The 26,992-nt window shown below is 70.1% G+C and carries 26 protein-coding genes and 1 pseudogene; 14 read left to right on the forward strand and 13 right to left on the reverse strand.

What is annotated here, in order from left to right; genetic code table 11:
- Window positions 1-1,400, reverse strand: a 1,400-nt coding sequence (locus ACWDNY_RS04420) for a cytochrome ubiquinol oxidase subunit I (RefSeq protein ID WP_451644199.1), incomplete at its 3' end; no start/stop codon positions are given.
- 334 nt (window positions 1,401-1,734) lie between these two features.
- The gene (hisC, locus tag ACWDNY_RS04425) at window positions 1,735-2,817 is read right to left on the reverse strand and encodes a histidinol-phosphate transaminase (RefSeq protein ID WP_451644200.1); all 1,083 of its coding nucleotides are present in this window, start codon (window positions 2,815-2,817) and stop codon (window positions 1,735-1,737) included.
- Window positions 2,818-3,237: 420 nt separating this feature from the next.
- On the opposite strand from hisC, the gene ACWDNY_RS04430 reads away from it, so the two are divergent.
- The 3 genes from ACWDNY_RS04430 to ACWDNY_RS04440 all read left to right on the forward strand — a co-directional run bounded on the left by ACWDNY_RS04430 (window position 3,238) and on the right by ACWDNY_RS04440 (window position 6,797).
- Entirely contained in the window at window positions 3,238-4,350 is a 1,113-nt protein-coding gene (locus ACWDNY_RS04430) for a LacI family DNA-binding transcriptional regulator (RefSeq protein ID WP_451644201.1), read from the forward strand.
- Window positions 4,351-4,662: 312 nt separating this feature from the next.
- Window positions 4,663-5,754: a metallophosphoesterase gene (locus ACWDNY_RS04435; RefSeq protein ID WP_451644202.1), complete on the forward strand. Its 1,092-nt coding sequence runs from the start codon at window positions 4,663-4,665 to the stop codon at window positions 5,752-5,754.
- A gap of 182 nt (window positions 5,755-5,936) precedes the next feature.
- Window positions 5,937-6,797, forward strand: a complete 861-nt coding sequence (locus ACWDNY_RS04440) for a hypothetical protein (RefSeq protein ID WP_451644203.1) — start codon at window positions 5,937-5,939, stop codon at window positions 6,795-6,797.
- A gap of 118 nt (window positions 6,798-6,915) precedes the next feature.
- Here ACWDNY_RS04440 and thiC read toward each other — a convergent pair whose 3' ends face one another.
- Window positions 6,916-8,718 carry a phosphomethylpyrimidine synthase ThiC gene (gene thiC, locus ACWDNY_RS04445; protein ID WP_451644204.1) on the reverse strand — a complete coding sequence of 601 codons (1,803 nt, stop codon included), beginning with the start codon at window positions 8,716-8,718 and terminating at the stop codon, window positions 6,916-6,918.
- 240 nt (window positions 8,719-8,958) lie between these two features.
- Between thiC and ACWDNY_RS04450 the strand changes: the two genes are divergently transcribed.
- On the forward strand, window positions 8,959-10,503 hold the full coding sequence (locus ACWDNY_RS04450; RefSeq protein ID WP_451644205.1) for a YibE/F family protein: 1,545 nt from the start codon (window positions 8,959-8,961) through the stop codon (window positions 10,501-10,503).
- Between the two features lie 124 nt (window positions 10,504-10,627).
- Here ACWDNY_RS04450 and ACWDNY_RS04455 read toward each other — a convergent pair whose 3' ends face one another.
- The 4 genes from ACWDNY_RS04455 to ACWDNY_RS04470 all read right to left on the reverse strand — a co-directional run bounded on the left by ACWDNY_RS04455 (window position 10,628) and on the right by ACWDNY_RS04470 (window position 12,958).
- Complete coding sequence (locus tag ACWDNY_RS04455) at window positions 10,628-11,065, reverse strand: SsgA family sporulation/cell division regulator (protein ID WP_451644307.1); 438 nt, start codon at window positions 11,063-11,065, stop codon at window positions 10,628-10,630.
- Between the two features lie 98 nt (window positions 11,066-11,163).
- A complete protein-coding gene (locus ACWDNY_RS04460; protein ID WP_451644206.1) occupies window positions 11,164-12,057 on the reverse strand; it encodes an IclR family transcriptional regulator in 894 nt (297 codons plus the stop codon).
- Window positions 12,058-12,247: 190 nt separating this feature from the next.
- Complete coding sequence (locus tag ACWDNY_RS04465; protein WP_451644207.1) at window positions 12,248-12,460, reverse strand: DUF5326 family protein; 213 nt, start codon at window positions 12,458-12,460, stop codon at window positions 12,248-12,250.
- A gap of 180 nt (window positions 12,461-12,640) precedes the next feature.
- On the reverse strand, window positions 12,641-12,958 hold the full coding sequence (locus ACWDNY_RS04470) for a cupin domain-containing protein (protein ID WP_451644208.1): 318 nt from the start codon (window positions 12,956-12,958) through the stop codon (window positions 12,641-12,643).
- A gap of 47 nt (window positions 12,959-13,005) precedes the next feature.
- Between ACWDNY_RS04470 and ACWDNY_RS04475 the strand changes: the two genes are divergently transcribed.
- The 6 genes from ACWDNY_RS04475 to ACWDNY_RS04500 all read left to right on the forward strand — a co-directional run bounded on the left by ACWDNY_RS04475 (window position 13,006) and on the right by ACWDNY_RS04500 (window position 17,665).
- On the forward strand, window positions 13,006-13,383 hold the full coding sequence (locus ACWDNY_RS04475; protein WP_451644209.1) for a phage holin family protein: 378 nt from the start codon (window positions 13,006-13,008) through the stop codon (window positions 13,381-13,383).
- 157 nt (window positions 13,384-13,540) lie between these two features.
- Window positions 13,541-14,719, forward strand: a complete 1,179-nt coding sequence (locus tag ACWDNY_RS04480) for a cystathionine gamma-lyase (RefSeq protein WP_451644210.1) — start codon at window positions 13,541-13,543, stop codon at window positions 14,717-14,719.
- 300 nt (window positions 14,720-15,019) lie between these two features.
- Entirely contained in the window at window positions 15,020-15,925 is a 906-nt protein-coding gene (locus tag ACWDNY_RS04485; RefSeq protein ID WP_451644211.1) for a LysR family transcriptional regulator, read from the forward strand.
- Between the two features lie 85 nt (window positions 15,926-16,010).
- A complete protein-coding gene (locus ACWDNY_RS04490) occupies window positions 16,011-16,493 on the forward strand; it encodes an NUDIX domain-containing protein (RefSeq protein WP_451644212.1) in 483 nt (160 codons plus the stop codon).
- Between the two features lie 216 nt (window positions 16,494-16,709).
- A complete protein-coding gene (locus ACWDNY_RS04495; RefSeq protein WP_451644213.1) occupies window positions 16,710-17,174 on the forward strand; it encodes a MarR family winged helix-turn-helix transcriptional regulator in 465 nt (154 codons plus the stop codon).
- Between the two features lie 38 nt (window positions 17,175-17,212).
- Window positions 17,213-17,665, forward strand: a complete 453-nt coding sequence (locus ACWDNY_RS04500) for an N-acetyltransferase family protein (RefSeq protein WP_451644214.1) — start codon at window positions 17,213-17,215, stop codon at window positions 17,663-17,665.
- A 142-nt stretch (window positions 17,666-17,807) separates the two neighbouring features.
- Here the strand turns inward: ACWDNY_RS04500 and ACWDNY_RS04505 are convergent, their stop codons facing one another.
- Window positions 17,808-19,193 (reverse strand): serine hydrolase domain-containing protein, encoded by a 1,386-nt coding sequence (locus ACWDNY_RS04505; RefSeq protein WP_451644215.1) that lies wholly within the window; start codon window positions 19,191-19,193, stop codon window positions 17,808-17,810.
- Between the two features lie 235 nt (window positions 19,194-19,428).
- On the opposite strand from ACWDNY_RS04505, the pseudogene ACWDNY_RS04510 reads away from it, so the two are divergent.
- Window positions 19,429-19,677 (forward strand): annotated as a pseudogene (locus tag ACWDNY_RS04510) (hypothetical protein); the annotation flags it as partial.
- Between the two features lie 158 nt (window positions 19,678-19,835).
- Here ACWDNY_RS04510 and dnaB read toward each other — a convergent pair.
- Entirely contained in the window at window positions 19,836-21,314 is a 1,479-nt protein-coding gene (gene dnaB, locus ACWDNY_RS04515) for a replicative DNA helicase (protein WP_451644216.1), read from the reverse strand.
- A 460-nt stretch (window positions 21,315-21,774) separates the two neighbouring features.
- Here dnaB and ACWDNY_RS04520 point away from each other — a divergent pair, with 460 nt between their 5' ends.
- Window positions 21,775-23,112 (forward strand): MATE family efflux transporter, encoded by a 1,338-nt coding sequence (locus tag ACWDNY_RS04520; protein WP_451644217.1) that lies wholly within the window; start codon window positions 21,775-21,777, stop codon window positions 23,110-23,112.
- Window positions 23,113-23,275: 163 nt separating this feature from the next.
- Here the strand turns inward: ACWDNY_RS04520 and rplI are convergent, their stop codons facing one another.
- The 4 genes from rplI to rpsF form a co-directional block, all read right to left on the reverse strand.
- On the reverse strand, window positions 23,276-23,722 hold the full coding sequence (gene rplI / locus ACWDNY_RS04525) for a 50S ribosomal protein L9 (protein ID WP_451644218.1): 447 nt from the start codon (window positions 23,720-23,722) through the stop codon (window positions 23,276-23,278).
- 18 nt (window positions 23,723-23,740) lie between these two features.
- Complete coding sequence (rpsR, locus tag ACWDNY_RS04530; protein WP_451644219.1) at window positions 23,741-23,977, reverse strand: 30S ribosomal protein S18; 237 nt, start codon at window positions 23,975-23,977, stop codon at window positions 23,741-23,743.
- An 84-nt stretch (window positions 23,978-24,061) separates the two neighbouring features.
- A complete protein-coding gene (locus tag ACWDNY_RS04535; protein WP_451644220.1) occupies window positions 24,062-24,640 on the reverse strand; it encodes a single-stranded DNA-binding protein in 579 nt (192 codons plus the stop codon).
- 78 nt (window positions 24,641-24,718) lie between these two features.
- Window positions 24,719-25,009, reverse strand: coding sequence for a 30S ribosomal protein S6 (gene rpsF, locus ACWDNY_RS04540; RefSeq protein ID WP_030180853.1), 291 nt, complete (start codon window positions 25,007-25,009; stop codon window positions 24,719-24,721).
- A gap of 321 nt (window positions 25,010-25,330) precedes the next feature.
- Here rpsF and ACWDNY_RS04545 point away from each other — a divergent pair, with 321 nt between their 5' ends.
- Together ACWDNY_RS04545 and femX are read left to right on the forward strand one after the other, a co-directional pair.
- Window positions 25,331-25,639: a hypothetical protein gene (locus tag ACWDNY_RS04545; RefSeq protein ID WP_451644221.1), complete on the forward strand. Its 309-nt coding sequence runs from the start codon at window positions 25,331-25,333 to the stop codon at window positions 25,637-25,639.
- Between the two features lie 212 nt (window positions 25,640-25,851).
- A complete protein-coding gene (gene femX, locus ACWDNY_RS04550; RefSeq protein WP_451644222.1) occupies window positions 25,852-26,973 on the forward strand; it encodes a peptidoglycan bridge formation glycyltransferase FemX in 1,122 nt (373 codons plus the stop codon).
- The last annotated feature ends 19 nt before the right edge of the window (window positions 26,974-26,992 follow it).

Genomic DNA, 26,992 nt, shown 5'->3' on the forward strand with positions numbered 1-26,992 from the left:
TTCACGAGCAGCTTCACCTCGACGACGGCGAGGATCGCGTAGAGCAGCGTGAAGAGGGTCATCGAGGTGAGCACCTCACCCTGGGAGACACCGGGGGAGACCGCGTCCCTCGTCTGCAGCACGCCGTACACGACCCACGGCTGGCGGCCCATCTCGGTGAAGATCCAGCCCCAGGAGTTGGCGATCAGCGGGAAGGCCAGGGTCCAGACCGCGATGCGCCAGAACCAGGGAGCGAGTGTCGGGCCGAGCGCCTTGTTCCTGAACAGGACCAGGTGCGGCACCTCCTCGTCACCGACCCGCAGATGCCGCGACAGCAGGAACTTCTTGCGGGTCAGCCACAGTCCGGCCACGCCCAGCGCGGCGGACGCCATGCCGAAGCCGATCATCCAGCGGAAGCCCCAGAAGGTGACGGGGATGTTGGGTCGGTAGTCGCCGGGGCCGTACTTCTGCCGCTCGGCCTTGTTGACGTCGTTGATGCCGGGGACGTGCGAGGTGAAGTTGTCGTCGGCCAGGAAGGACAGCAGGCCCGGAACCTCGATGGCGACGCTGTTGTGCCCCTTGTCCACGTCGCCGTAGGCGAAGATCGAGAACGGCGCGCCGTCCTGTCCGTCCCACAGCGCCTCGGCGGCCGCCATCTTCATCGGCTGCTGCTTGAACATCACCTTGCCCAGGACGTCACCGCTGACGGCGGTGAGCAGGCCGGCGATGACGACGGTGACCAGGCCGAGTCGCAGCGAGGTCTTCATCTCGCGCACGTGCTTTTTGCGGGCCAGGTGGAAGGCGGCGATGCCGACCATGAACGCCCCGCCGGTCAGGAAGGCCGCGGACAGGGTGTGGAAGGCCTGGCTGAGCGCGGTGTTCTGGGTCAGCACGGCCCAGAAGTCGGTGAGCTCGGCGCGGCCCCTGGCCCGGTTGATCCGGTAGCCGACGGGGTGCTGCATCCACGAGTTGGCCGCGAGGATGAAGTACGCCGACAGCACCGTGCCGATCGCCACCATCCATATGCAGGCCAGGTGAACCTTCTTCGGCAGCTTGTCCCAGCCGAAGATCCACAGCCCGATGAACGTCGACTCGAAGAAGAACGCGATCAGTGCCTCGAAGGCCAGCGGTGCGCCGAAGATGTCGCCGACGAAGCGGGAGTAGTCCGACCAGTTCATGCCGAACTGGAACTCCTGCACGATGCCGGTGACCACACCCATCGCGATGTTGATCAGGAAGAGCTTGCCCCAGAACTTGGTCGCCCTGAGGTACCTCTCCTTCTCCGTTCGCACCCAGGCCGTCTGCAGCCCGGCCGTCAGGGCGGCCAACGAGATCGTCAGGGGGACGAACAGAAAGTGGTAGACGGTGGTGATGCCGAACTGCCAGCGCGCCAGTGTCTCCGGCGCCAGTGCCAGGTCCACGCGTCACTCTCCTTACCTCGCCGCGGTCACAACGGCCGGTTCGCCCCGGATGCAGCACGCATCACGGGAGGAACAAGGACGCGCTTGTGAACGCGTTCACATTCACAAGCAATTATGACGCATGGCCGTTCGAAGGTTGCGGGGTGGGGGGTACCGCCTCGTCGACCGGCACTCCCGCGAGAGCAGGTGATCTTGATCCGGCCCTGAGAAAGCACACGAGCGGCCGACGGGGACTCGTCCGAATCCCGCGTCGGCCGCTCACGCGAGCGCAGGTCGCGAAGCCTGCGGACGCACACCCCGGGAAGAGAACTCCCGAGGCGCGTCCCCCCGTCGTTCAGGCGGCTTGCCTGCGGAAGCCCTCCGCCACCTTCAGGAAGATGTCGTTCGCCTCGGTCTCACCGACCGTCACCCGCACCCCCTCCCCCGGGAAGGGCCGCACGACGACGCCTGCCTGCTCGCACGCCACCGCGAAGGCAGCCGTGCGCTCCCCCAGCCGCAGCCACACGAAGTTGGCCTGCGTCTCGGGCACCGTCCAGCCCTGCGCCCGCAGCGCGTAGACCACGCGCGTGCGCTCGCACACCAGCGAACCGACGCGTCCCAGCAGCTCGTCCTCGGCCTGCAGCGAGGCGATGGCCGCCTCCTGCGCGAGCTGGCTCACCCCGAACGGCACCGCTGTCTTGCGCAGCGCCGCCGCCACCGGCTCGTGGGCGATCGCGAAACCGACGCGCAGCCCGGCCAGGCCGTAGGCCTTGGAGAAGGTGCGCAGGACACAGACATTGGGCCGGTCCCGGTACAGCGTCACGCCGTCCGGCACCTCCGGGTCGCGGATGAACTCCCGGTACGCCTCGTCCAGCACCACCAGTACGTCACGGGGCACCCGGTCGAGGAATCGTTCCAGCTCCGCCCGGCGCACCACGGTCCCGGTCGGGTTGTTGGGGTTGCACACGAAGATCAGGCGGGTGCGGTCCGTGACGGCGTCCGCCATCGCCTCCAGGTCGTGCACGTCACCGGGGGTCAGAGGCACCTGCACCGCGGTGGCACCGCTGATCTGCGTGATGATCGGGTACGCCTCGAAGGACCGCCAGGCGTAGACGACCTCGTCGCCCGGGCCGCTGGTCGCCTGGATCAGCTGCTGGGCGACGCCGACGGACCCGGTGCCGGTCGCCACGTGGGAGGCAGGCACCCCGAACCGCTCGGCCAGCTCGTTCGTCAGGGCCGTGCACGCCATGTCCGGGTAGCGATTGAAGGTGCAGGCGGCCGCGGTGACCGTCTCCATGACACCCGGAAGCGGCGGGTAGGGGTTCTCGTTGGAGGACAGCTTGTAGGTCGCCGGGCGGTCGGCCGCAGCCGGCTTGCCCGGCTTGTAGGTGGGGATACCGTCCAGCTCGGCGCGCAGCTTCGGGCTCGTCTCGCTCACCGCAGTCCTCCTCGTGACCACCACGGGCATCAATACTGCTCACCTTATGAGGATTCGGCGCTGCTGCGTATGGGTCGGGGCCATCGGCCGGGGAAGGACCGCAGACGGGCCCCTCGGTCCGGCATCGGGGGCGTCGGCATACGAACACGTACGAATTGGGGGGCGTGTCACACATATATCTACGCGCCGGTGGCTCGCGCCGTGGCGCGCATCCCCCATGCAGGTGAGTTGAGACCTGTTCGAGACATCGGTGGGTCAACAGGCCGACACGGGCCGCCGCACCACGTCCTGCCATGGAATCGTTTAACGAGATGGGTTTCCAAGGCAACCGACCGCTGATGATCATGCAGAAACGTGCCTGTCAACGCGTGCATATGCGTCCGCATTACCCCACCGCAGGAGCCCTACTATCGGCTCGCCATGACAGCAGCAGGGAAGCACCAGGTGAGCCGCGCGGGAACCTCACGGCGAGGCAGCCGGCCGGGCCGGGCGGGCATCAGAGACGTGGCCGCCGCCGCCGGGGTCTCCATCACGACCGTCTCCGACGCCCTCAACGGCAAGGGCCGGCTCCCGGACGCCACCCGACGCCATGTCCGCGAGGTCGCCGACCGGCTGGGGTACCGCCCCTCGGCCGCGGCCCGCACGCTCCGTACCGGCAAGTCGGGCCTCATCGGCCTGACCGTGACCACGTACGGGGATGAACCTTTCACCTTCACCGAGTTCGCCTACTTCGCCGAGATGGCCCGTGCCGCCACCTCGGCCGCGCTCGCCCGCGGCTACGCCCTCGTCATCCTGCCCGCCACCTCGCGCCACGACGTGTGGTCGAACGTCGCCCTGGACGGCACGGTCGTCATCGATCCCTCCGACCAGGACCCGGTGGTGAGCGAGCTCGTCCGCCAGGGATTACCGGTCGTCAGCGACGGGCGCCCGGCCGGCGCGCTGCCCGTCACCGCCTGGGTCGACAACGACCACGAGGCCGCCGTCCTCGGCATCCTCGACCACCTCGCCGAGGCCGGCGCCCGCCGGATCGGCCTGCTCACCGGAACCACGACGGACACGTACACCCACCTGTCGACCACCGCCTACCTGAGCTGGTGCGAGCGCGTCGGACAGGACCCGGTGTACGAGGCCTACCCGGCGCACGACCCGTGCGCGGGCGCCGTCGCCGCGGACCGCCTCCTCGCCCGCCCCGACCGCCCGGACGCCGTCTACGGCCTGTTCGACCCGAACGGCACCGACCTGCTCGCCGCGGCCCGCCGCTACGGCCTGCGCGTTCCCGACGACCTGCTGCTCGTGTGCTGCAGCGAGTCCACCGTGTACGCCAACACCGAGCCGCCCATCACCACGCTCTCCCTCAAGCCGCGCCGCATCGGCACGGCGGTGGTGCAGCTCCTCATCGACGCGATCGAGGGAGTCCAGGGGGACGAGCCGGTCGAGCAGGTCATACCGACCGAGCTGATCGTGCGCACGTCCTCCCAGCGACGCCCGCCCCGTACCACGGTCAGCCCGCCGCGGGGGCCGGAGCGGCGTTAGGCCCCGTCGTTCGGATCGGTCCGGCTCTCGCGGAGGCGGGGCCGACGCGGCGCGGCGGGTTTCCGGGGGCGTCTCCCGGCCGCCGCGCCACGGCTCCGGCAGAAGCGTCAATCGGACCGGCGTCCCGTCCCCGGGCGAACGCGGGACGGCCGAAGCCCTGCCAATCGGGGCGAAAGCGGCGGTGAAACAGGAGTCCCGTTCCGATTCACCACCCCTGGGTCATCACACGGCGCGATCCGCGTTCCTATGATGGGCCCACGACACCGCGGGCCGCTGCGACCAGGCAGTCCGAAGCGGTGCAGCTGCGGCGCGATGGTGGAGGGGTCGATGACTCAGGGGGCCGGTCAGGGACCCGAGGTGGAGCGGACGGCGACGCTACGCGACTTCCGGGTACCCGCGTACGTCCACGAGACCGCTCCGTACGCCCACGGCGCCCACCCCGCCCCGACCCTCCCACCGGTCGAGGAGGGCTACCCGGAGGGGTACACGCCCACCGAACGCGACCTGCCGGTCATCAAGCCGGGCGACCCCCTCCAGGTGACCGTCGACCCGGCCGCCGTCCCGGCTCAGCAGTCCGCCACCGGCCCCGGCCCCCTCTACGTCGTCGGCGACGTGCACGGCTACCTCGACCAGCTGCTCGCCGCCCTGCGGGAGAAGGGGCTCGTCGACTCCGCCGGCAACTGGTGCGCGGGCACCGCGCGGCTGTGGTTCCTCGGCGACTTCACCGACCGCGGCCCGGACGGCATCGGTGTCATCGACCTCGTCATGCGGCTGTCCGCCGAGGCGGCCGCCGCCGGCGGCTACTGCAAGGCCCTCATGGGCAACCACGAACTTCTCCTGCTCGGCGCCAAGCGGTTCGGCGACACCCCCGTCAACTCCGGCGCGGGCACGGCCACCTTCCAGGCGGCCTGGCTGCTCAACGGCGGCCAGAAGAGCGACATGGACCGCCTCCAGGACCACCACCTGCAGTGGATGGCCCGCCTGGACGCCGTCGAGGAGGTCGACGGCTACCTGCTCGTCCATTCCGACACCACCGCCTACCTCGACTACGGCGACTCGATCGAAGCGGTCAACGACACCGTCCGCGAGACGCTCACGCGCAACGACGCGGACGAGGTGTGGGACCTGTTCCGCAAGTTCACCAAGCGCTTCTCCTTCCGCGACGAGGGCGGCGCGGACGCCGTGCGCTCCCTGCTCGATACGTACGGCGGCACCCGTGTCGTTCACGGGCACAGCCCCATCCCCTATCTCCTCGGCGAGGTCGGCTCCGAGGACGGCGAGGAGGGCACCGGCCCCATCGTCGAGGGACCGCACGTGTACGCAGGCGGGCTCGCCATCGCGATGGACGGCGGCGTGACCATGGCCGGGAAGCTGCTGGTCCAGCAACTGCCCCTGGACGCCTGACGATTCGCCGGGCGCTCGCCGTGTCGCGGGCGTCCGCGCAGGTCGGCACCCAATTTCTGGAAACCCCCTGTCACCGCGAGCCGCCCCCGCTCTACCATCGGCTTATCCGTAGCAGGCTCCCCTCCGTTTCTGCCCGACGGCTCGTCGCCGTGCGAGCCCCAAGCCCTACGGAGCATCGGGGGATGCACATGAACAGCGTTCCGCAGCACCTGCTGAGCGAGGACCGCCAGGAGTACGAGCGGGTCCTCGATGAGGCGCTGCGCTCCGCACCGCACCGAGCGGAACTGGCCGCTGCCGGACAGCGGCTCACCATCGCACAGCTGCGCACCATGGCACTCAGCGCCACCGCCTTCATCACGGCGGCCGCGGCGAGCGAGTACCAGCACTACGTCGAGGTCCGCGCGGAACTGCGGAATCCGGCGTCGCCGTCCGCCCCGTCGACCGTCCGCGGCACCGCTCCCGCCGATCCGGGTGCGGTGGGGCTCGCCACCACCGCGGGAGAGGTCGCCGACACGGCCGGCGCGGGGGCCGTGGCCGTGGTCGCCGTCCTCGCGCCCGTCCTCGCCGGCACCGCGGCGGCCATCTTCCTGCTCGTCGGATACGTCCTGAGGATGCTCGACCCCGCCCCGGCGTTCGCCCAGACCATGATCACCGCGGGCTGGGTGTTCGGCGCCCTGACGGCGGCGGCGATCCTCGTCGCCGGCGCGGGGCTGCTGCTCACCGCCCTGCGCAACCGCCCCTCGTTCCAGAGCGCGTCCTACGACGCCCTCGCCGAGGAGGTCGCCCGGGCCAGGGAGGCCTGGCGCGAGGCGCTGCTGGAACGCGGCATCCTGCCGTTCCTGCGCGAGGCGCTGGCCGACCCCGGCTCCGCCGCGGAGCACCGGAGCACCCCGGCCGCACCGGGCGGCCGCATACCGCAGCTCGGCTACGACCGTCCCGGCTTCAGCAGTCCCCACGACGGCGTACCGAGCTCCCGTCCGAGCTACAGCAGTCCCGACTTCACCAGCCCGGACTTCGGCGGGCCGGAACACCAGCCGGAGTGACCGGCCCGGCGCACTCCCCCAGGGGTGCTCGCGCCGGACTCCGGGCCCGCAGCGGCGGGCCCGTGGCGGTGCTCGCCCTCCGCCCACCACCTCGGGCGGGCACCGCCACGGACCGTCGTCACTCCGCGATCGGCAGGTACACCCGGTTGCCCGCCTCCGCGAACTCCTTGGACTTCTGGAGCATCCCCTCAGCCACCTCCTCGGGCGACGCCCCCTCAGCCGCGCCACCACCGAACCGCTCTGTGATGCTTTGGCTGATCTTCATCGAGCAGAACTTCGGGCCGCACATCGAGCAGAAGTGAGCCGTCTTGGCCGGCTCCGCCGGGAGCGTCTCGTCGTGGAACTCCCGTGCCGTGTCCGGGTCGAGGGCCAGGTTGAACTGGTCCTCCCACCGGAACTCGAAGCGGGCGTCGGACAGCGCGTCGTCCCACTCCTGCGCCCCGGGGTGCCCCTTGGCCAGGTCGGCCGCGTGGGCGGCGATCTTGTAGGTGATGACGCCGGTCTTGACGTCGTCACGGTTGGGCAGGCCCAGGTGTTCCTTGGGTGTGACGTAGCAGAGCATCGCCGTACCCCACCAGGCGATCATCGCGGCGCCGATGCCCGAGGTGATGTGGTCGTACGCCGGCGCGATGTCCGTCGTCAGCGGGCCGAGCGTGTAGAACGGAGCCTCCTCGCAGATCTCCTGCTGCAGGTCGATGTTCTCCTTGATCTTGTGCATCGGGACATGTCCCGGGCCTTCGATCATCGTCTGGACGTTGTGCCGCTTCGCGACCCGGTTGAGCTCCCCGAGGGTGCGCAGCTCCGCGAACTGCGCCTGGTCGTTGGCGTCGGCGATCGAACCCGGCCGCAGACCGTCACCGAGGGAGTAGGTCACGTCGTAGGCGGCGAGGATCTCGCAGAGCTCCTCGAAGTTCTCGTAGAGGAACGACTCCTTGTGGTGCGCCAGGCACCACGCGGCCATGATGGATCCACCGCGCGAGACGATCCCGGTCTTGCGGTCGGCGGTCAGCGGAACGTGGGCGAGGCGGACGCCGGCGTGGACGGTCATGTAGTCGACGCCCTGCTCGGCCTGCTCGATGACTGTGTCCCTGTAGACCTCCCAGGTCAGTTCCTCAGCCCTGCCGTCGACCTTCTCCAGAGCCTGATAGAGCGGCACCGTGCCGATGGGGACGGGGGAGTTGCGCAGCACCCACTCGCGGGTGGTGTGGATGTTGCGGCCGGTGGAGAGGTCCATGACCGTGTCGGCGCCCCAGCGGGTCGCCCAGGTCATCTTCTCGACCTCCTCCTCGATGGAGGACGTCACCGCCGAGTTGCCGATGTTGGCGTTCACCTTCACCAGAAAGCGCCTGCCGATGATCATCGGCTCGCTCTCCGGGTGGTTGACGTTGGCGGGGAGCACCGCGCGACCCGCCGCGATCTCCTCGCGTACGACCTCCGGGCTCACGTTCTCCCGGATGGCCACGTACTCCATCTCTGGTGTGATCTCCCCGCGGCGGGCGTACGCCAGCTGTGTCACCGCCTGCCCTCCGCGGCTGCGGCGTGGCCGGCGAGGCCGTCCGGGGAAGACCGCGTCGAGGTTGCGCAGCCCGCCTCGCGGCGAGGTGTGCCTGATCCCGTCGTCCTCGGGCTGGACGGGACGGCCCGCGTACTCCTCGGTGTCGCTGCGGGTCACGATCCAGTTCTCCCGCAGCGGCGGCAGTCCCCTGCGGACGTCGGTGTCGACGAGTGGATCGGTGTAGGGGCCGGATGTGTCGTACAGGGTGACGGACTGCCCGTTGGTGAGGTGGACCTGACGGACCGGCACCCGCAGGTCGGGGCGCGAGCCCTCGACGTACGCCTTGTGCCAGCCGACGGACCCACTGGTCCTTGCGTCGCTGGAGATCTGCGTGGAGGCAGGCGTGCGTGCGTCCTTGTTGGTCATGAGACCTACTCCCTACGCCGGCATTACCCGGTAACAGGTTCGGCGGTCGACGCAGCAGCTTCCGTCTGCCGGTGCTTCGTGTGAAATATCGCTCGTTCCACGTGAAACATCGCGAAGACGGAGGTCAGCGTCCTCTCAGCCCGGTGCTCCGAGCTCCCGCGTGTGCAAAGGTGCCACCACGCTAGCGCCATTTCGGGCGCGGTGAACAGAGGGCCCCGCCGGTCTTGCGATGATCGGGCGGTGACCTCGACACAGCAGTTCCCCTTCCCCCCGCCCGGGCCCCGGCGCGGCCACGGCTCTGCAGGCGGCACGGGTCCGGGCGCCGGCGACGGCCCAGCGGGAGGCCCCGGCCCGGACGCGCTCGGACACGGGCCCGGTGACGGACGCGGCGACGGGCAGGGTGCCGACGGGAGCGCAGGGCAGGGTGACGGACGCGTCCAGGACCTCGGCCATGGGCCCGGTGACGGCCGGCAGCACCCGCACGCGCACGGCCACAGTCACAGCCATGGTCCCGCCGCCCCCGTGTCGAAACACCTGCGCAAGGTGATCGCGGCGATCCTCATTCCGTTCGGCGCCGCGGTGCTGATCGGGCTCGGGGTGTTCTGGCCCGGCGGCGCCCCGGCGCACGAACGCACCGGCGTCGGCTTCGACCGGCAGACCCAGCACGCCACGGTCACCACGGTGGTCGAGGTGAGCTGCACGTCGGTACACGCCTCCGGGGGTGCGCCCGGCGGTACCGCCCCGCAGGGCGCGGGTTCGGCCGCGCGGCAACAGGACTCCGCCACCTGCAAGAAGGCGACGATCCGGGTCGACACGGGGCAGGACAGGGGCCGTACGTTCACCGAGATCGTGCAGCCCGACCAGTCGCGGCAGCTGCGCCAGGGGCAGGAGGTCGTGGTCGCCTACGAGCCCTCCGCGCCGAAGGACCTGCAGTACTCGGTCACCGATGTCGACCGGGGCTTCCCCATGGCTCTGCTCGCCGGCGTCTTCGCGCTCGCGGTCGTGGTCGTCGGGCGGATGCGGGGGGTCATGGCACTGGTCGCGCTCGCCATCAGTTTCCTGGTGCTGAACTTCTTCATCCTGCCCGCGATCCTGCAGGGCTCGAACCCGCTGGTCGTGGCGGTGGTGGGGTCGAGCGCCATCATGCTGATCGCCCTCTACCTGTGTCACGGCCTGTCCGCCCGCACCTCCGTCGCGGTGCTCGGCACTCTCGTCTCGCTGGTGCTGATCGGCGTCCTGGGCTCGCTGTTCATCGGCTGGGCGGCGCTGACCGGCAACACCGACGACAACACCGGTCTGATCCACGGCCTGTATCCGTCGATCGACATGAGCGGTCTGCTGCTCGCCGGCGTCATCATCGGTTCCCTTGGTGTCCTCGACGACGTGACGGTGACGCAGACGTCGGCGGTCTGGGAGCTGCACGAGGCAAACCCGGCGATGGGCCGGCGCGCGCTGTACCGGGCGGGCATACGGATCGGGCGGGACCACATCGCGTCCGTCGTCAACACCCTCGTCCTCGCGTACGCCGGTGCCGCGCTGCCCTTGCTGCTGCTCTTCTCGATCGCGCAGAGCAGCGTCGGCACGGTCGCCAACAGCGAACTGGTCGCCGAGGAGATCGTGCGCACCCTGGTGGGTTCCATCGGCCTGGTCGCCTCGGTACCGGTCACCACCGCGCTCGCCGCTCTGGTGGTGTCCGCCGACCGACCGGGGCCACCGTCGCGGTCGACGGCGGGCGCGGAGCCGGTTCCGGCGCGTGGCGGGAGGGGCCGGCGCCGCAAGCACTGAACGAGCGGAACGAACCGCATCGGCCGGACGGGCGGGACGGGCAGGACCCGGGGACGGTTGACCGGCAGGGCGGGCAGGGCGCTGAAGCGTTACGCCACCGCACGCCCCGTCGCCGCCGCGCGCCTCAGCCGGCGCTCTGCTCCTCCGCCAGGATGCGGTCGAGCGCGTCGTCGAGATGGGCGTCGAAGGCGGCGAGCGCCCCCTCCTGGCCCAGGGGCACAAGCTTGTCCGTACGGTCGAGGAAGGCCACCAGCGGGGCCGTCGACGAGCGGAACAGGGCGCGGTCGCCGCCGACCTGAAGACGGATCAGCACCTCGTTCGGGGCATCGGTGCCGGCGGGCGAGATCCGCACATCGCCGTCGCCGCACGGCGTCCCCACACCGTCGATCAGCAGTTCACGCCCGAAGGCCCAGGTCACCGGAGCGTCCCCCGGCAAATGGAAAGTGAGCCGGACGGCATAGGGATCGCAGGTCTCGTACCGCAGCTCCACCGGGATGCGGAAGGAGAGCTCCTCCGACACGAGAAAGCTCATCATGACCTCTGCCTGTACGGACTCGCGCATCGCTACCCCGTCATCTGCCGTCGACTGGCCGGGAATCATCCCCATAAACACTGTGGCATCTTGCTGAACGTGCACAAGAGATCACAAGGAGTGAGTTTTCAGATGCTGATAGAGAGGGCCAGGGAGCCGAGCCGGCGCCCCGCCTCGCTCTGCAGTTGGTGGGCCGCGGGCAGCAGGCGATCGGCCTGGTGGGCGGGGAGGGAGAGGGCCAGCGTCGCGGCGGTCGTGCCCACCGTCACCGGGATCGCCGCGCAGACCGTCCCCAGTGCGTACTCCTGCCGCTCGGTCACGGGCTCCATGCGTCCCGTCCGCTGCAGACGGCGGAGGAAGGAGTGCTCGTCCCGGACCGTGTAGGGCGTGATCGAACGCACCGGATGGCGTGCGAGGTGGTCACGGCGGGCCTCGTCGTCCAGTTGGGACAGCAGGCACTTGCCGATCGCGTGGGCGTGGCCCGTCTCGCGGAAGTCGGCCCACTCCGGTGCCGCCGGATTTCCCGGGGTGTCGGAGACGCACACGACCTCGATCTCGCCGTCGCGGTACACCGCGTAGTACAGCGGCGCACCGATCAGATCACGCCATCGGGCGAGCGTGTCGACGAGGGTGCTGCGACGTTTCTGCTCCGCTCCGCTGCTACTGAGCCGCTCGGCGGCCTCGCCCAGGAAGAACAGCCCGCGGTCGCGGTGCAGGTACCCCTCGTGCACCAGGGTCCGCAGCAGGTGGTAAGCCGTGGGCAGCGCGAGACCGGTCTCGCGGGCCAGTTGCTTGGCCGGTGCGCCGTGCTCGTGCCGGGCGACGGTCTCCAGCAGGCGCATCGCGCGCTGGACCGACCCGATGAGGGTCTGGGCGGAGCGCTGCTGTCCCGGGACACTCGGACGCGACCCTTCCGCGCCCGCCCCGGAGCGCGGCTGGGCGGGCAGTGCCACGGAGGGCGCCGACGCCCCGGGCGCGGGGGATGCCTGCCGTGGTGCGGGTGCGGTGTCAACCGTGGCCAAGGGTCACTCCGGAGCGAGAGGGCAGCCGTGCGGGGAACACGGTGAGGGGTACGCCGCCCGCGGGGCCGGCCCCGCGTCGATTCCCGGACCCTATCCGCCTGCCACCGCTCGCAGGCGGTCCGTCGCGCAAACTTCCCCCCCGCGAGGGAACCGGCGATTCCTGTTACCGCTCACCGGCGCACCACGGCGCTCACCAGTCGCTGCGCGAGGACGAACTCGCCATCACCTTCCGCACGACGTAGATCACCCCGCCGACCAGGGCCACGAAGACCAGTGCCTTGAACAGCAGGTAGACCACGAAGTGGACCACGCTCGCTATCAGGCTGCCGAAGACGACCAGGGCGATGACCGGCACCACGACCCACTTCACCCACCACGGCAGACCCGCGAAGATCTCTCGCATCGCTCTCGTCCTCACCTCTCCGCCCGCCGCTGTGCCGGGTCCTGTGGGAAGCCCGGCGGTCCAGCCGTCGGCAGCTCCTGACGTCCTGCATCCGATGCTAGGGGTGGCCGGGGGTGTGGCGGGGACCTCGCATCCCTTGTCCTCCCCTGACCGGTCCCCTAGGGGCTGCCGGCCCGCGCCTCAGGCTTCCGGCGGAGAGAACACCACCAGGACCCGCAGGTCCTCGCTGATGCGGTGGAACTTGTGGGCGACTCCGGCCGGCACGTAGACCACGCTGCCGCGCGCCACCTCGGTCGTCTCCAGGCCGACCGTGAGGGAGGCGCGGCCGCTGACGACGAGGTAGACCTCGTCCTGGTGGTGCGGCTTCTGCGGGTCGTGCTCCCCCGCGTTCAACGCGTACAGGCCGACCGACATGTTCCGCTCCCGCAGGAACTGAAGGTAGGCGCCCTCGTTGGCGGCTCGCTCCGCTTCCAGTTCGTCCAGCCGGAATGCCTTCATCGCCTCGCCCGTGCTCGGTGCCGCTCTCGTCTGCCACGATCAGACACATGAAGAATTTCATAGTCAAGACGATCGCCAACGCGGGTGCCCTCGCGGTCGCCGTCTGGCTCCTGGACAGGATCACACTGACCGGTGACAGCACCGGCGGGAAGATCGGCACCCTGGTCGCCGTCGCTCTGGTCTTCGGGCTGGTCAACCTGGTGGTGAAGCCCATCGTCAAGGTGCTGACACTGCCGCTGTTCATCCTGACGCTCGGGCTGATCACTCTGGTGGTCAACGCGCTGATGCTGCTGCTGACCTCGTGGGCGTGCGGCGAGCTCGACCTGGGCTTCCACGTCGACGGCTTCTGGACCGCCGTCCTCGGCGGCCTGATCGTCTCGGTCGTCTCCTGGGTCCTGAACCTCGCCCTGCCGGACGAGGACTGACACGCCCGGACCGCCGTCGGCGCGCAGCACACTGCAGCGCTGTGAAGGCGCGACGGGTCCCACCGCGTCCCCGTCGTCCGCGATGTCCTGAGAAGGTGGAGGGCGGCGAGCCCCGGTCCGCTCGCCGCGGCACGAGAACGTCTGGAGGGACGGCGGCATGAACGACTCCGCCAGGGACAACGAGGGCGGCGGGACCGCGAAGAGCGGCTCCGCCGGCTCCGGCGACGGCACACGCGCGGTGCGGGCCGGCCTGCCCGCGCCGGTGAAGCACGAACCGACCCTCCCGGGACCGGTCTTCGCCGCCCACTTCCATCTGCCCGGCGAGCCCACGGGCCCGTACACCTACGGCCGCGACGAGAACCCGACCTGGACGCTGCTGGAGCGCGCCATCGGCGAGCTGGAGTCCCCCGGTCAGGACGGCGTGGAGACGCTGGTCTTCGCCTCCGGCATGGCTGCCGTCTCCTCGGTGCTCTTCTCGCAGCTGCGCGCCGGCGACGCGGTCGTCCTGCCCAGCGACGGATACCAGGCGCTGCCGCTGGCAGGCGCCCAGCTCGAGGCGTACGGCATCGAGGTGCGTACCGCGCCGACCGGCGGTGACGCACAGCTCCAGGTGCTGGACGGGGCACGGCTGCTGTGGATCGAGTCCCCCTCGAACCCTGGGCTCGACGTCTGCGACATCCGGCACCTGGTCGAGGCCGCCCATGCGCAAGGTGCCCTCGTCGCCGTCGACAACACCCTCGCGACGCCGCTCGGGCAACGGCCGCTGGCGCTCGGGGCCGACTTCTCGGTGGCCAGCGGCACCAAGCAGCTCACCGGGCACGGCGACGTCCTGCTGGGCTATGTGGCCGGCCGGGACGCCGAGGCGATGGCGGCCGTACGCCGCTGGCGCAAGATCGCCGGCGCGATCCCGGGTCCCATGGAGGCCTGGCTGGCGCACCGTTCGATCGCGACGCTCCACCTGCGGGTGGAGCGGCAGAACACCTCCGCCCTCGCCCTCGCCGCGGCCCTGCGCGAGCGTTCCGAGGTCACCGGGCTGCGTTATCCCGGACTGCCCGACGACCCCTCGCACAAGGTCGCCTCGCAGCAGATGCGGGGCTACGGATGCGTGGTGTCCTTCACGCTGCCCACGCGCGAGCGTGCCGAGCGCTTCCTCGACGCGCTGCGCCTGGTGGACGACGCGACGAGCTTCGGCGGAGTGCGCTCCACCGCCGAGCGGCGCGGCCGCTGGGGCGGTGACGCGGTGCCGGAGGGCTTCATCCGACTTTCGGTCGGGGCGGAGGACTCCGCGGACCTGGTGGCGGATGTGCTGCGGGCTCTGGACGAGTCGGCGGGCTGACCGTCCTGTCCACGCCCGCCCGGATCGGCCTCCGGGTGCCCGAGGGCGTCCGGAGCAGTACGGAGCAGTACGGCGGACGGTCCGAACCTCCCCCCTCGTGGCTCGGACCGTCCTCGGTTTTCCGCGCGCGAAGAACCGCCCGGCCAAGGCTAGTTGACTCTCTGTCAGTGTCCAATCACGGTAGCGACAGAGACCTATCGACATATTTATAGTTGGGCACGTTCCGGGCGCGGTGCGGGGCGCCCGGCGTGGGGCGCGGACCGGTGGCACACCGAGGATGCCGAGAGGGTGGGGAGCGCGATGGATCTGGCGTTACTGCGCACCTTCGTGACCGTGCACCGGGCAGGCTCCTTCACCCGCGCCGCCGCGCTGCTCGGCCTCTCCCAGCCGGCGGTCACCTCCCAGATCCGCACGCTGGAGCGTCAGCTGGGCCGGCCCCTGTTCCTGCGCCGGGCCCGCGGCGTGACGCCGACGCCCATCGGCGACGAGCTCGCCCACAAGGCTGCACCGCACCTCGACGCCCTGGTGGAGATCACCGAGACGGAGCTGGACGAAGAGTCCTCCTCACGCACCCTGCATCTGGCCGGACCGCCTGAGTTCACGGCGGAGCGGGCGCTGCCCGCTCTCACCGAGCTGACCGGTGACGACGGGCAGCCGTTCGCCCTGCGCGCGTCCTTCGGCACCGCAGAGGAGACGCTGGAGGGACTGGCGGCCGGCCACCATGATCTGGCCATCAGTACGGCCCGGCCCCGGGGTGGGCTGCTCACCGCCACGGCGCTGTGCGACGAGGAGCACGTCCTGGTCGCCGCGCAGCGGTGGGTGGACGAGATCGGTGCGCGGGCGGTGCCCGGCGTGGACGCTCCCGCGCTGCAGCACGTTCCAGTGGTCGAGGTCCACGAGTCGCTGCCGTTCGTCTCCCGCTACTGGGCCGCCGTGTTCGACTCCCGGCCCGCCCCCTCCGGCACCGTGATCGTTCCCGATCTCCGCGCGGTCCTCGCCTGCACCGCAACCGGAGCCGGGCTCGCCGTGCTGCCCCGTTATCTGTGCGCGGACGCCTTGGCGCGCCGCGACGTGGTGGCCCTCCATGAACCGGCGGTGCCGCCGCTGCGGACGTACTTCCTGGTGGTGCGCAGCGGCACCCTGGCGGTGTCGCACGTCGCGAGGGCCCACGAGTGGCTGTCGCAGGCCGCCAAGAGCTGGTGCTGAGCTCCGCCTGTGGGGCATCGATCGGTGGTCCTGCGGTGACGTTCCGCGATGTTTCACGTGGAACCAGCTGGGCCACATTTCTCCCATGACCGTCCGACCCGTGGTCAAGCGCACCGCCCGCGCCGTCCTTCTCGACGGTGACGACCTGATTCTGATCAAGCGCACCAAGCCCGGCGTGGATCCCTACTGGGTCACGCCCGGGGGCGGAGTGGAACCGGGGGACACGACCGTCGTCGACGCTCTGCACCGCGAGGTCCACGAGGAACTCGGTGCGAAGATCACCGATGTGGTGCCCTGCTTCGTGGACACGGTGGAGCACATCGGGGAGGACGGTGGGGCGACCGGTGTGAAGGTGCAGCACTTCTTCGTCTGCCGCCTGGAGTCCATGGACCCGTCCCTGCGGCACGGACCGGAGGTGGAGGAGCCCGCCGGCGAGTACGAGATCGTGCGGGTGCCGTTCACCCGGGTCGGCATCGCGTCCGTCCACCTCGTGCCGCTGTCCCTGCGGCACTACCTGGACGGCAATATCGAGGGCGTCCGGGCCATGCACGCCCCCGACCTGGGTTGACCTTCCGGACTGACACGGGCGGCCCGAGGAGCTCGGCTTCAAGGTCACCGGCTCGGCCGAGATGGTACTCGGTCGCTCCACGCCGGAACGGACCGCGCCCGGCGTCGCCACCCGTGCGGCCACGGCCATTACTTGCATACGCCTGTTATGTGCGGATGGAGGCTATTGCGGCGTTGTCCTATCCTGGTAGCCAGCATCGGGACGGAGGAAGCCCCCATGACAGCTACGGATCCCCCGCTCACCGCCCTCTCCCAGGGCTGGTCCGCTCTCTCCCTGCTGCACGGCAGGATCGAGGCACACATCGAGCGCGCCCTGCAGGCCGGGCACGATCTGAGTGTGCGCGAGTACTCCCTGCTCGACGTGCTCAGCCGACAGCACGAGGGGGAAGGCGGTCATCTGCAGATGAAGCAGGTGGCCGACGCGGTCGTCCTCAGCCAGAGCGCCACCACCCGGCTGGTCACCCGGCTCGAGGACCGGGGTCTGCTGGAGCGCTATCTGTGCCCCACCGACCGACGCGGTATCTACACCAACGTCACCGAGTCCGGCCTCAAGCTCCTCGAGCAGGCCCGGCCCACCAATGACGGCGCGCTGCGCGAGGCACTCGACGAGGCCGCGAAGAACCCGGACCTCGCGCCGCTGGTCCGGGCCGTGCAGTCGCTCCACGTCCCTGCCCCGGTGTGACCCTGACGGTGGTGACCGCCCCGCGTAGGGTGCGAACCATGGGAGATCTCGACATACGGCCTGCCGTCGCCGACGACGTCGCCGCCATCGTCGGCTTGCTCGCGGACGATCCACTGGGCGCGCGGCGCGAGTCGCCGGACGACCTGGCTCCGTACCGGGCCGCACTGGCTCGGCTCGACAGCGATCCGAACCAGCACCTGATGGTCGCGGTACGCGAAGGACGCGTCGTCGGCACGCTTCAGCTCTCGATCATCCCCGGACTGTCCCGGCGGGGCTCCACCCGGGCGATCATCGAGGGCGTGCGTGTGCATGCCGACGAGCGCGGCAGCGGCCTGGGGACCCTGCTCATCGAATGGGCGATCGACGCCTCGCGGCACCATGGCTGCCGGCTGGTGCAACTGACCTCGGACGTGACCCGCACCGGTGCCCACCGTTTCTACGAGCGGCTGGGTTTCACCGCCTCGCACGTGGGCTTCAAGCTCCAGCTCTGACCTCGCTCCGAAGCGCGGGACCTCATGGCGCGGGACCTCGGCTTCGTGCGCCGGGGCGATCGAGCGCGGACCAGCCGACGCACCGGTAAGGCGTCCTGTTCCACGTGAAACAGGACGCCTTCACAAGGCCGGCGGACAGCCCTTAGCCGATGCCCCGCCACCCCTCCGGGTCGACTCCTCCGGGCAGGGGTGCCGACTCGTCGTACGGCTGGCGGGTGAAGACGAAGGAACCGAGGTCGAGGTGGCTCACCGATCCGTCAGGCCGCCGCACGGCCCGCAGCAGCTCGCCCGCGTAGTACCCCTCCAGGCCCGTCCAGGTGCCGTCGCCGTTCTGCCGGAACCGTGACCGGCGCCCCCTGCCGGACAACGGCTCCAGTGAGACGAGGCCGTCGGCCGTCGACCGCAGCGCGAAGACCTGCGTGCCCCAGTACCACTGCCCCACGCACTCCAGCACCGCCGGGTCGGCGTCCCGCAGCGGCCGCCACGGTCCGGGCATACGCGGTTCGGCCTCGGCGACGATGCGCACCAGGTCGGCGCCGACCGCGGACAGCGCGGGGCCCGAGGTGCAGTTGGCCAGGACGACACAGGCCACGTCGTCCTCCACGCTGACGGTGAGGTTCGCCAGGAAACCCGGCAGCGATCCGGAGTGCCCCACGAGCACCCGGCCGCCGCAGTGCTGGATCTGCAGGCCGAGTCCATACGTCGCACCGTCCACCACGTCGGCCACCTCGGCCGGAGCCGCGGGCGTCCGCATCTCCCGCACGGACTCCGCACCGAGCACCCGGTCGTCACCGTGGGCAAGGAATGCCGCGAAGCGCGCCAGGTCACCGGTGGTGGACCACAGTTGCCCGGCGGGGGCCATCCGGCCCAGATCCTCGGCCGGCTCGGGCAGCATCACATCGGCCCAGGGATGGACGGCCCAGCCGCCCGCATGCGGGGCCCGCGGGCGCACAGTCGTCCGGGCCAGCCCCAGTGGCTCAAGCACCTCCCGCCGGAGGACCTCCTCCCAGGAAGCACCCCGTACCTGTTCGACCAACGCGCCCAGCAGGGCGTATCCGGGGTTCGAGTAGTGGTGCCGCCGGCCCGCGGGGTGCCGTAGGGACTGCTCACCGAGCAGATCGGCCAGGTCCGGACGCAGCGACCCCGGGGTCCGCTCCCACCAGGGCCCGGGCGTCTCGGCCGCCAGCCCACTGGTGTGCGCCAGGAGCTCGGCGATGGTCGCCTGCCCCGCTCCGGTTCCGGGCAGGTGCTTCTCCAGCCGATCCCCGAGATCGAGGACGCCCTCGTCCCGCAACCGCAGCACCAGAACGGCGGTGAACGTCTTGGTGATCGAGCCGATCCGGTACTGCACGTCCTCGTCGGGAGCGTGCCCGTCCCTCATGCTGCGCGTCCCGTGCCACACCGCGCGGCCGCCCCGGACGACCGCAGCGACCAGTGACGGCGCGCGCCCTTCGCTCTGGGCGACGGCGATCCGGTGCAACAGGGCCCGGCGCGTGCCGGGCAGCAGATCTTCCTGAGTACTCGTCATGCGCACAGTCCATCCCGCGGGGCAGCGCACGTCGAGTGCGAGGGTCTGAGCGGCGCGCGTCAGCGCGTGCGGGTCAGGGCAGGTCATCCGTCATGGGGCGGTGCCGTGCCCGCCCCTGGGCGCACCCACGCACCGTTCTGCCGACGGCCGAGACCGGGCCGGCCGGGCTCGGCAGTCACTACAGCTCCCTCTGATGACGACGGTCACCACGCGCACGGCCGCATACCCGGCCGACGGCCCCACGATGATCGGGCACCTCGCACTCCCTGCCGGTGCCGGCCGCCGGCCCGCGGTGCTGATCGGGCCCGAGGGACCGGGACTGAACGACTCCCAGCGCCGGCGGGTGCTGGCCACCGCTCCGGTCCTGGTGGGCGGCGGCACGCCGTTCTTCACCGCGCTGGACAACTGGGTGAACCTGAACCTGGTGGAGACCCGGACGTTTCCTGGCGGCGTGATCCTGAGCAGGTATGAAACGAGGCGTTGAGTGCGGTTCGTTGCCCGGCGTGGTCGGTACCGTCTCCACTACCTCAACGGTCTCCCCGTCGTAGCCAGAGCGCGTACCGACTCCGACGCGAGCCCCGGCCTTGCTCGTGGCGCCGTCCGCAACACTCGTGAAGGGATGCGAGACCCCGCACGCGCCGATCAGGTCTGGGCCATGTCCACGAACCGCGAGTAGTGCCCCTGGAAGGCGACGGTGATGGTCGCCGTCGGGCCGTTGCGGTGCTTGGCGACGATCAGGTCGGCCTCGCCGGCGCGCGGAGACTCCTTCTCGTAGGCGTCCTCACGGTGCAGCAGGATGACCATGTCGGCGTCCTGCTCGATGGAACCGGACTCGCGCAGGTCGGAGACCATCGGCTTCTTGTCGGTGCGCTGCTCGGGACCACGGTTGAGCTGGGAGAGCGCGATGACCGGGACCTCCAGTTCCTTGGCGAGCAGCTTCAGGTTCCGGGACATGTCCGAAACCTCCTGCTGGCGGCTCTCGGCACGCTTGGAACCACCCGACTGCATCAGCTGGAGGTAGTCGATGACGACCAGCTTCAGATCGTTGCGCTGCTTCAGACGGCGGCACTTCGCGCGGATCTCCATCATCGACAGGTTCGGGGAGTCGTCGATGTAGAGCGGAGCGGCCGACACGTCCGGCATCCGACGGGCCAGCCGGGTCCAGTCCTCGTCGGTCATCGTGCCCGACCGCATGTGGTGCAGCGCAACGCGGGCCTCGGCGGACAGCAGACGCATCGCGATCTCGTTGCGGCCCATTTCGAGCGAGAAGATGACACTCGGCAGATTGTGTTTGATCGAGGCCGCACGGGCGAAGTCGAGCGCGAGCGTCGACTTGCCCATCGCGGGACGGGCGGCGATGACGATCATCTGTCCCGGGTGCAGACCGTTCGTCAGCGAGTCGAAGTCGGTGAAGCCGGTGGGGACCCCGGTCATCTCCCCGCTGCGGGAACCGATCGCCTCGATCTCGTCGAGGGCGCCCTCCATGATGTCGCCCAGCGGCAGGTAGTCCTCGCTGGTGCGCTGCTCCGTGACCGCGTAGATCTCCGCCTGGGCCCGGTTGACGATCTCGTCGACGTCGTCGTCGGCTGCGTAGCCCATCTGCGTGATGCGCGTGCCGGCCTCGACCAGGCGCCGCAGGACGGCACGCTCGTGGACGATCTCGGCGTAGTACTCGGCGTTGGCCGCCGTCGGCACCGTCTGCACCAGGGAGTGCAGATAGGAGGCGCCGCCCACCTTGTTGATCTCACCGCGTCTGGTCAGCTCCGCGGCGATCGTGATGGGGTCGGCGGGCTCCCCCTTGGCATAGACGTCGAGGATCGCCTGGTAGATCGTCTCGTGCGCGGGCTTGTAGAAGTCGTGGCCCTTGAGGATCTCCACGACGTCGGCGATGGCGTCCTTGGACAGGAGCATCCCGCCGAGGACGGACTGCTCGGCGTCCAGGTCCTGCGGCGGGACCCGCTCGAAGGAGGCGCTCGCGCCGTCCCACGCACCGCTGTCCCGACCGCGGTCGTGCTGCTCGTCGCGGCCCCGTCCCCCGTCGGGGCGTCGGCGGCTGGCGGGCAGACGATCACTCGGACCGCTGTCGGCCCACGGGTCGTCCAAGGGCTCGGAAATGCTCAACCGAGCGACCTCCTCCCGTCCGCCGAGCGGACCTCGCCGTGCCTCTCTTTCCTACGGCACGGCACTGACACTTAAGAGGCCCGGCTCCGCTTCTGGCGCGTCAGGTGAACGACGCTGTGGAGGCCGGCGGACGGAGCGGGCGCCGGACCACGGTAGGCCCCCGGGCACCGTCAGCCAATCTGGTTATCCACAGGCCATGTGGACGAGCGGGCCGATGCTGTGGAGAACTCCGCGAAACCTGTGCACGACCCGGTGGACAGGGCTGTGAACAAGCCCTCGCCTCTTCCAACCCAACCGCCCTGACCTGCGGGTTCACGATCCACGGGCTGTGCAGGAGAAAAACTTCCCCGGTCGGATCAAGATCGCTCCGGACGCCGCGCACCGGCGTGGGCCGCGCACGACAAAGTAAGGGGTGACCTTACGTTGCATCTCTTACCTGTGGACGATTAGATTGGTGGCCATGACACAGGCTCCCGTACGCCCTGCCGCCGTGCGGCGCCGGCACGACCGCGAGATCGTCGCGCTCGCCGTTCCGGCCTTCGGCGCACTCGTCGCCGAGCCGCTCTTCGTCATGGCCGACAGCGCCATTGTCGGCCATCTCGGCACGGCGCAGCTCGCCGGCCTCGGTGTCGCCTCGGCCCTTCTGACAACGGCCGTCAGCGTCTTCGTCTTCCTCGCCTACGCCACCACCGCGGCCGTCGCCCGGCGTGTCGGTGCGGGCGACCTCCAGGCCGCCATCCGCCAGGGCATGGACGGCGTCTGGCTGGCGCTCCTGATCGGCGCCGTCGTCATCGCGGTCGTCCTGCCCGGCGCACGAGGCCTGGTCGAACTCTTCGGTGCCTCGTCCACGGCCGCTCCGTACGCGACCACCTATCTGCGCGTCTCCGCTCTGGGCATCCCCGCCATGCTCGTCGTGCTGGCCGCGACGGGCGTCCTCAGAGGACTGCAGAACACCCGGACACCGCTCTACGTCGCCATCGGCGGCTTCGTGGCCAACGCCATCCTCAACGCTGGTCTCGTCTACGGCGCCGGCCTCGGCATCGCGGGCTCGGCCTGGGGCACTGTCATCGCCCAGTGGGGCATGGCCGCCGTCTACCTGGCCGTGGTCGTCCGCGGCGCTCGCCGGCACGGTGCCTCACTGCGCCCGGACATGGCGGGGATCAGAGCCTGCGCGCAGGCCGGCGCACCCCTGCTCGTCCGGACGCTCTCGCTGCGGGCGATCCTGATGATCGCCACGGCGGTGGCCGCGCGCCTGGGCGACGCCGACATCGCCGCCCACCAGATCGTCCTGTCGCTGTGGAGTCTGCTGGCCTTCGCACTCGACGCGATCGCGATCGCCGGGCAGGCGATCATCGGGCGCTGTCTGGGGGCCGGCGACGCCCAGGGAGCCCGGGCCGCCTGCCGCCGCATGGTGCAGTGGGGCATCGCGGTCGGCGTGGTCCTCGGTCTCCTGGTGATCGTGGCCCGGCCGGTCTTCCTGCCGCTGTTCACCTCCGACTCCCCCGTGCAGGACGCCGCCCTGCCGGCGCTGCTCGTGGTGGCGCTCTCCCAGCCGGTCTGCGGCGTCGTTTTCGTCCTGGACGGCGTCCTCATGGGTGCGGGCGACGGCCCGTACCTGGCCTGGGCGATGCTGCTCACGCTCGCGGTCTTCACCCCGGCCGCTCTGCTGGTGCCGGCCCTCGGTGGGGGGATCACCGCGCTCTGGGGAGCGATGACGCTGATGATGACCGTACGGTTGATCACTCTCTGGCTGCGTGCCCGCTCCGGGCGGTGGCTGGTGACGGGCGCGGCCCGCTGACCGTCGCGACCGGCCGCCGTTTCACGTGGAACGCGGCGCCTGCGATGGAAAGCGCCGCCGCTCCCGTCTCCGGCAGGGCGCCAGGAACACCGCCAAAAAAGAAGGGCCGTACCCCGCCGGGGTACGGCCCTTCTTCTTCAGCTGTTCGAGCCGAGCGCGGTGATCAGCCCGCGACGACCTCGATGTCGACCTTCGCGGCGACCTCGGGGTGCAGACGCACGGACGTCTCGTGGGCGCCCAGGGTCTTGATCGGCGTGCCGAGCTCGATGCGGCGCTTGTCGACCTCCGGACCACCGGCGGCCTTGATCGCCGAGGCGACGTCGGCCGGGGTGACGGAACCGAAGAGACGGCCGGCGTCGCCCGAACGGACGGCCAGGCGGACCTTCACACCCTCGAGCTGGGCCTTGATCTGGTTGGCCTGCTCGATGGTCTGGATCTCGTGGATCTTGCGAGCACGACGGATCTGCTCGACGTCCTTCTCGCCACCCTTGGTCCAGCGGATCGCGAGCTTCCGCGGGATCAGGTAGTTGCGAGCGTAGCCGTCCTTGACGTCGACGACGTCGCCCGCGGCACCGAGGCCGGAGACCTCGTGGGTAAGGATGATCTTCATGTGTGGCTCACCCTTCCCTTATCGCGCGGTGGAGGTGTAGGGCAGCAGCGCCATCTCACGGCTGTTCTTGACGGCCGTGGCGACGTCACGCTGGTGCTGCGTGCAGTTGCCGGTCACGCGGCGGGCACGGATCTTGCCGCGGTCGGAAATGAACTTCCGCAGCAAGTTCGTGTCCTTGTAGTCCACGTACTTGACCTTGTCCTTGCAGAAAGCGCAGACCTTCTTCTTCGGCTTGCGCACAGGCGGCTTCGCCATGGTGTATCTCCTGTGTGATCAAGAAGTGTGGGGTACGGCCCACCCTCGGCGGTCCGGCCCGGTCCGAAGACCCGGCCGGACGCCCTAGAAGGGGGGCTCGTCCGAGTAGCCGCCACCGCCGCCGGAGCCGGAGCCGGAGCCGCCGCCCCAGCCGCCGCCCTGGTTGCCACCGGCGGGAGCGCCGGTCGCCCACGGGTCGTCGGCCGGAGCTCCGCCCTGGCCGCCACCACTGGGGCCGCCGCCCCAGCCGCCGCCGCCCTGGCCGCCCCCGCCGCCGTAACCGCCCTGGCCACCGCGACCCGTGGTCTTGGTGACCTTGGCCGTGGCGTTGCGCAGGCTGGCGCCGACTTCCTCGACGTCCAGCTCGTAGACCGTGCGCTTGACGCCCTCGCGATCCTCGTAGGACCGCTGCTTCAGCCGGCCCTGCACGAGGACGCGCATGCCTCGCTGGAGCGACTCGGCGACGTTCTCCGCCGCCTGACGCCAGACCGAGCACGTCAGGAACAGGCTCTCGCCGTCCTTCCACTCGTTCGTCTGGCGGTCGAAGGTGCGGGGCGTGGACGCGACACGGAACTTCGCGACCGCCGCACCGGAGGGGGTGAAGCGCAGCTCGGGGTCGTCGACAAGATTGCCGACGACCGTGATGACGGTCTCGCCTGCCATGGGGGAACCTCTCGGCGGGTGTGCTGCTGGCTGCTGGGTGCTGCTACTCGAATCCCGGGATCAGCTGAGCGGGAGAGCTCAGTGGGTCTCGGGACGGAGGACCTTGGTCCGGAGGACCGACTCGTTCAGGTTCATCTGGCGGTCGAGCTCCTTGACGACCGCAGGCTCGGCCTGCAGGTCGATGACCGAGTAGACGCCCTCGGGCTTCTTCTTGATCTCGTACGAGAGACGACGACGGCCCCAGGTGTCGACCTTCTCGACCTTTCCGCCGCCATCGCGGACGACGGAAAGGAAGTTCTCGATCAGCGGGGAGACAGCGCGCTCCTCGAGATCGGGGTCGAGGATGACCATCACCTCGTAGTGACGCATGTGGAACCCACCTCCTCTGGACTCAGCGGCCACGGTCGTTCCGTGGCAGGAGGGTTGTGATGCGTAGTGCACCAGTGCCTGCCAGTAAAACAGCCACCACTGACAAGAGGCGGCCGGCCGGATCCCCGGGACCGCTCCGTCGGATCGGGAGCGCGTACCCGGCGTTCCGCCCTGACGTACTACGGGCAGACACGGATGTGCAGACAGTACAGAGTACCCGCACCCCCGCTTCGGGTTGAAATCAGGCGGCAGGACCCGTCAACCTGGACACATCGGGTGTGTACGGCGCTACGATGCGCCGCCTTTCGCAGGAGGTGCCCCATGGCACAGGCATTGCGACCCAACACCGCGGGCAGCGGTCTCATGGCCACGGACGGCAAGCGCCACCCGCTCCAGGACACCCTGCTCGTGGTGGCCCTGGTGCTGGGCGTGACGTCCTTCGTCACGGCGCTGTCGTCCCAGTCCCTGCACCTGCTGAGTTCCTGGACCGGGCTGGTGGGCATCCTCACCGGCGCCTACGGCCAGTGGGTGTCGGTGACGACACGCGAGCGCTTCGGCCTGATCCTCGGTCTCGGTGCCTCGGCGGTGGGCTTCTTCCTCGGCATGTGGCACGGCGGCCTGGTCGGCTGACGCCCCGCACCCCTCCAAGATCACGACCCCCGTCCGCCGGACCAGGCGGGCGGCGTGCCGTGCACAGGACAGCATCCGACACCCCGGCAGCCCATGAGCCGGGGCGAAGGTTCCGTACGGTCATTCGGGCCGCTCCCCTGGAGCAGTAGGCTTCGGCGCGAGAGCCGGACCCCTGAACCCATGGGGACACGCCAGCCCGAGGAGCGCCCCGAATGAGCCTGACCCTGAGGACCATCAGTCGAGAGCAGCATCTGGCCTACATCCAGAGCCTGCCCGCTGCCAGTCACATGCAGGTGCCGGCCTGGGCGGACGTCAAAGCGGAGTGGCGCTCGGAGAACCTCGGCTGGTTCGACGACCGGACCGGCGAGCTCGTCGGCGCCGGACTCGTCCTCTACCGTCAGCTTCCCAAGATCAAGCGCTACTTGGCCTATCTGCCCGAGGGCCCGGTCATCAACTGGTTCGCGCCGAATCTCGACGACTGGATCCAGCCGATGCTGGCCCACCTGAAGCAGCAGGGCGCCTTCTCGGTGAAGATGGGCCCGCCCGTGGTCATCCGGCGCTGGGTCGCCGACACCATCAAGAGGGGCATCCAGGACCCGGACGTGAAGCGTCTGCGCGACCTGGAGGCCGACTTCATCGAGCCGCGCGCCTTCGAAGTCTCCGACAAGCTGCGCCGCATGGGCTGGCAGCAGGGCGAGGACGGCGGCGCCGGCTTCGGCGACGTCCAGCCCCGGTACGTCTTCCAGGTGCCGCTCGCCAACCGCTCCCTGGAAGAGGTCCACAAGAACTTCAACCAGCTCTGGCGCCGCAACATCAAGAAGGCCGAGAAGGCCGGCGTCGAGGTGGTCCAGGGCGGCTACCAGGACCTGGAGGAGTGGCAGCGGCTGTACGAGATCACCGCTGTGCGCGACCACTTCCGCCCGCGCCCGCTGTCGTACTTCCAGCGCATGTGGACGGCCCTCAACTCCGAGGACCCCAACCGCATGCGGCTGTACTTCGCCCGCCACAACGGGGTGAACCTGGCCGCGGCGACCATGCTGATCGTCGGGGGCCACGTCTGGTACTCCTACGGCGCCTCCGACAACATCGGCCGCGAGGTGCGGCCGTCGAACGCCATGCAGTGGCGGATGCTGCGGGACGCCTACGCGCTCGGCGCGACCGTGTACGACCTGCGGGGCATCTCCGACTCACTCGACGAGTCCGACCACCTCTTCGGTCTCATCCAGTTCAAGGTGGGCACCGGTGGGCAGGCGGCCGAGTACCTCGGGGAGTGGGACTTCCCGTTGAACAAGCTGCTCCACAAGGCGCTCGACATCTACATGTCGCGGCGCTGACACTCCGTTTTCCCGTTCC

The sequence above is a fragment of the Streptomyces sp. NPDC003697 genome, assembly GCF_053587115.1.

Excerpts from the sequence above, each read along its gene's own strand:
- ACWDNY_RS04430 (WP_451644201.1), top strand. The coding sequence starts at position 3,238 with ATGACAGCAGCAGGGAAGCACCAGGTGAGCCGCGCGGGAACCTCACGG.
- ACWDNY_RS04435 (WP_451644202.1), top strand. The coding sequence starts at position 4,663 with ATGGTGGAGGGGTCGATGACTCAGGGGGCCGGTCAGGGACCCGAGGTG.
- ACWDNY_RS04440 (WP_451644203.1), top strand. The coding sequence starts at position 5,937 with ATGCACATGAACAGCGTTCCGCAGCACCTGCTGAGCGAGGACCGCCAG.
- thiC (WP_451644204.1), bottom strand. The coding sequence starts at position 8,718 with ATGACCAACAAGGACGCACGCACGCCTGCCTCCACGCAGATCTCCAGC.
- ACWDNY_RS04455 (WP_451644307.1), bottom strand. The coding sequence starts at position 11,065 with ATGCGCGAGTCCGTACAGGCAGAGGTCATGATGAGCTTTCTCGTGTCG.
- ACWDNY_RS04465 (WP_451644207.1), bottom strand. The coding sequence starts at position 12,460 with ATGCGAGAGATCTTCGCGGGTCTGCCGTGGTGGGTGAAGTGGGTCGTG.
- ACWDNY_RS04470 (WP_451644208.1), bottom strand. The coding sequence starts at position 12,958 with ATGAAGGCATTCCGGCTGGACGAACTGGAAGCGGAGCGAGCCGCCAAC.
- ACWDNY_RS04475 (WP_451644209.1), top strand. The coding sequence starts at position 13,006 with ATGAAGAATTTCATAGTCAAGACGATCGCCAACGCGGGTGCCCTCGCG.
- ACWDNY_RS04480 (WP_451644210.1), top strand. The coding sequence starts at position 13,541 with ATGAACGACTCCGCCAGGGACAACGAGGGCGGCGGGACCGCGAAGAGC.
- ACWDNY_RS04485 (WP_451644211.1), top strand. The coding sequence starts at position 15,020 with ATGGATCTGGCGTTACTGCGCACCTTCGTGACCGTGCACCGGGCAGGC.
- ACWDNY_RS04490 (WP_451644212.1), top strand. The coding sequence starts at position 16,011 with ATGACCGTCCGACCCGTGGTCAAGCGCACCGCCCGCGCCGTCCTTCTC.
- ACWDNY_RS04495 (WP_451644213.1), top strand. The coding sequence starts at position 16,710 with ATGACAGCTACGGATCCCCCGCTCACCGCCCTCTCCCAGGGCTGGTCC.
- ACWDNY_RS04500 (WP_451644214.1), top strand. The coding sequence starts at position 17,213 with ATGGGAGATCTCGACATACGGCCTGCCGTCGCCGACGACGTCGCCGCC.
- ACWDNY_RS04505 (WP_451644215.1), bottom strand. The coding sequence starts at position 19,193 with ATGACGAGTACTCAGGAAGATCTGCTGCCCGGCACGCGCCGGGCCCTG.
- ACWDNY_RS04520 (WP_451644217.1), top strand. The coding sequence starts at position 21,775 with ATGACACAGGCTCCCGTACGCCCTGCCGCCGTGCGGCGCCGGCACGAC.
- rplI (WP_451644218.1), bottom strand. The coding sequence starts at position 23,722 with ATGAAGATCATCCTTACCCACGAGGTCTCCGGCCTCGGTGCCGCGGGC.
- rpsR (WP_451644219.1), bottom strand. The coding sequence starts at position 23,977 with ATGGCGAAGCCGCCTGTGCGCAAGCCGAAGAAGAAGGTCTGCGCTTTC.
- ACWDNY_RS04535 (WP_451644220.1), bottom strand. The coding sequence starts at position 24,640 with ATGGCAGGCGAGACCGTCATCACGGTCGTCGGCAATCTTGTCGACGAC.
- rpsF (WP_030180853.1), bottom strand. The coding sequence starts at position 25,009 with ATGCGTCACTACGAGGTGATGGTCATCCTCGACCCCGATCTCGAGGAG.
- ACWDNY_RS04545 (WP_451644221.1), top strand. The coding sequence starts at position 25,331 with ATGGCACAGGCATTGCGACCCAACACCGCGGGCAGCGGTCTCATGGCC.
- femX (WP_451644222.1), top strand. The coding sequence starts at position 25,852 with ATGAGCCTGACCCTGAGGACCATCAGTCGAGAGCAGCATCTGGCCTAC.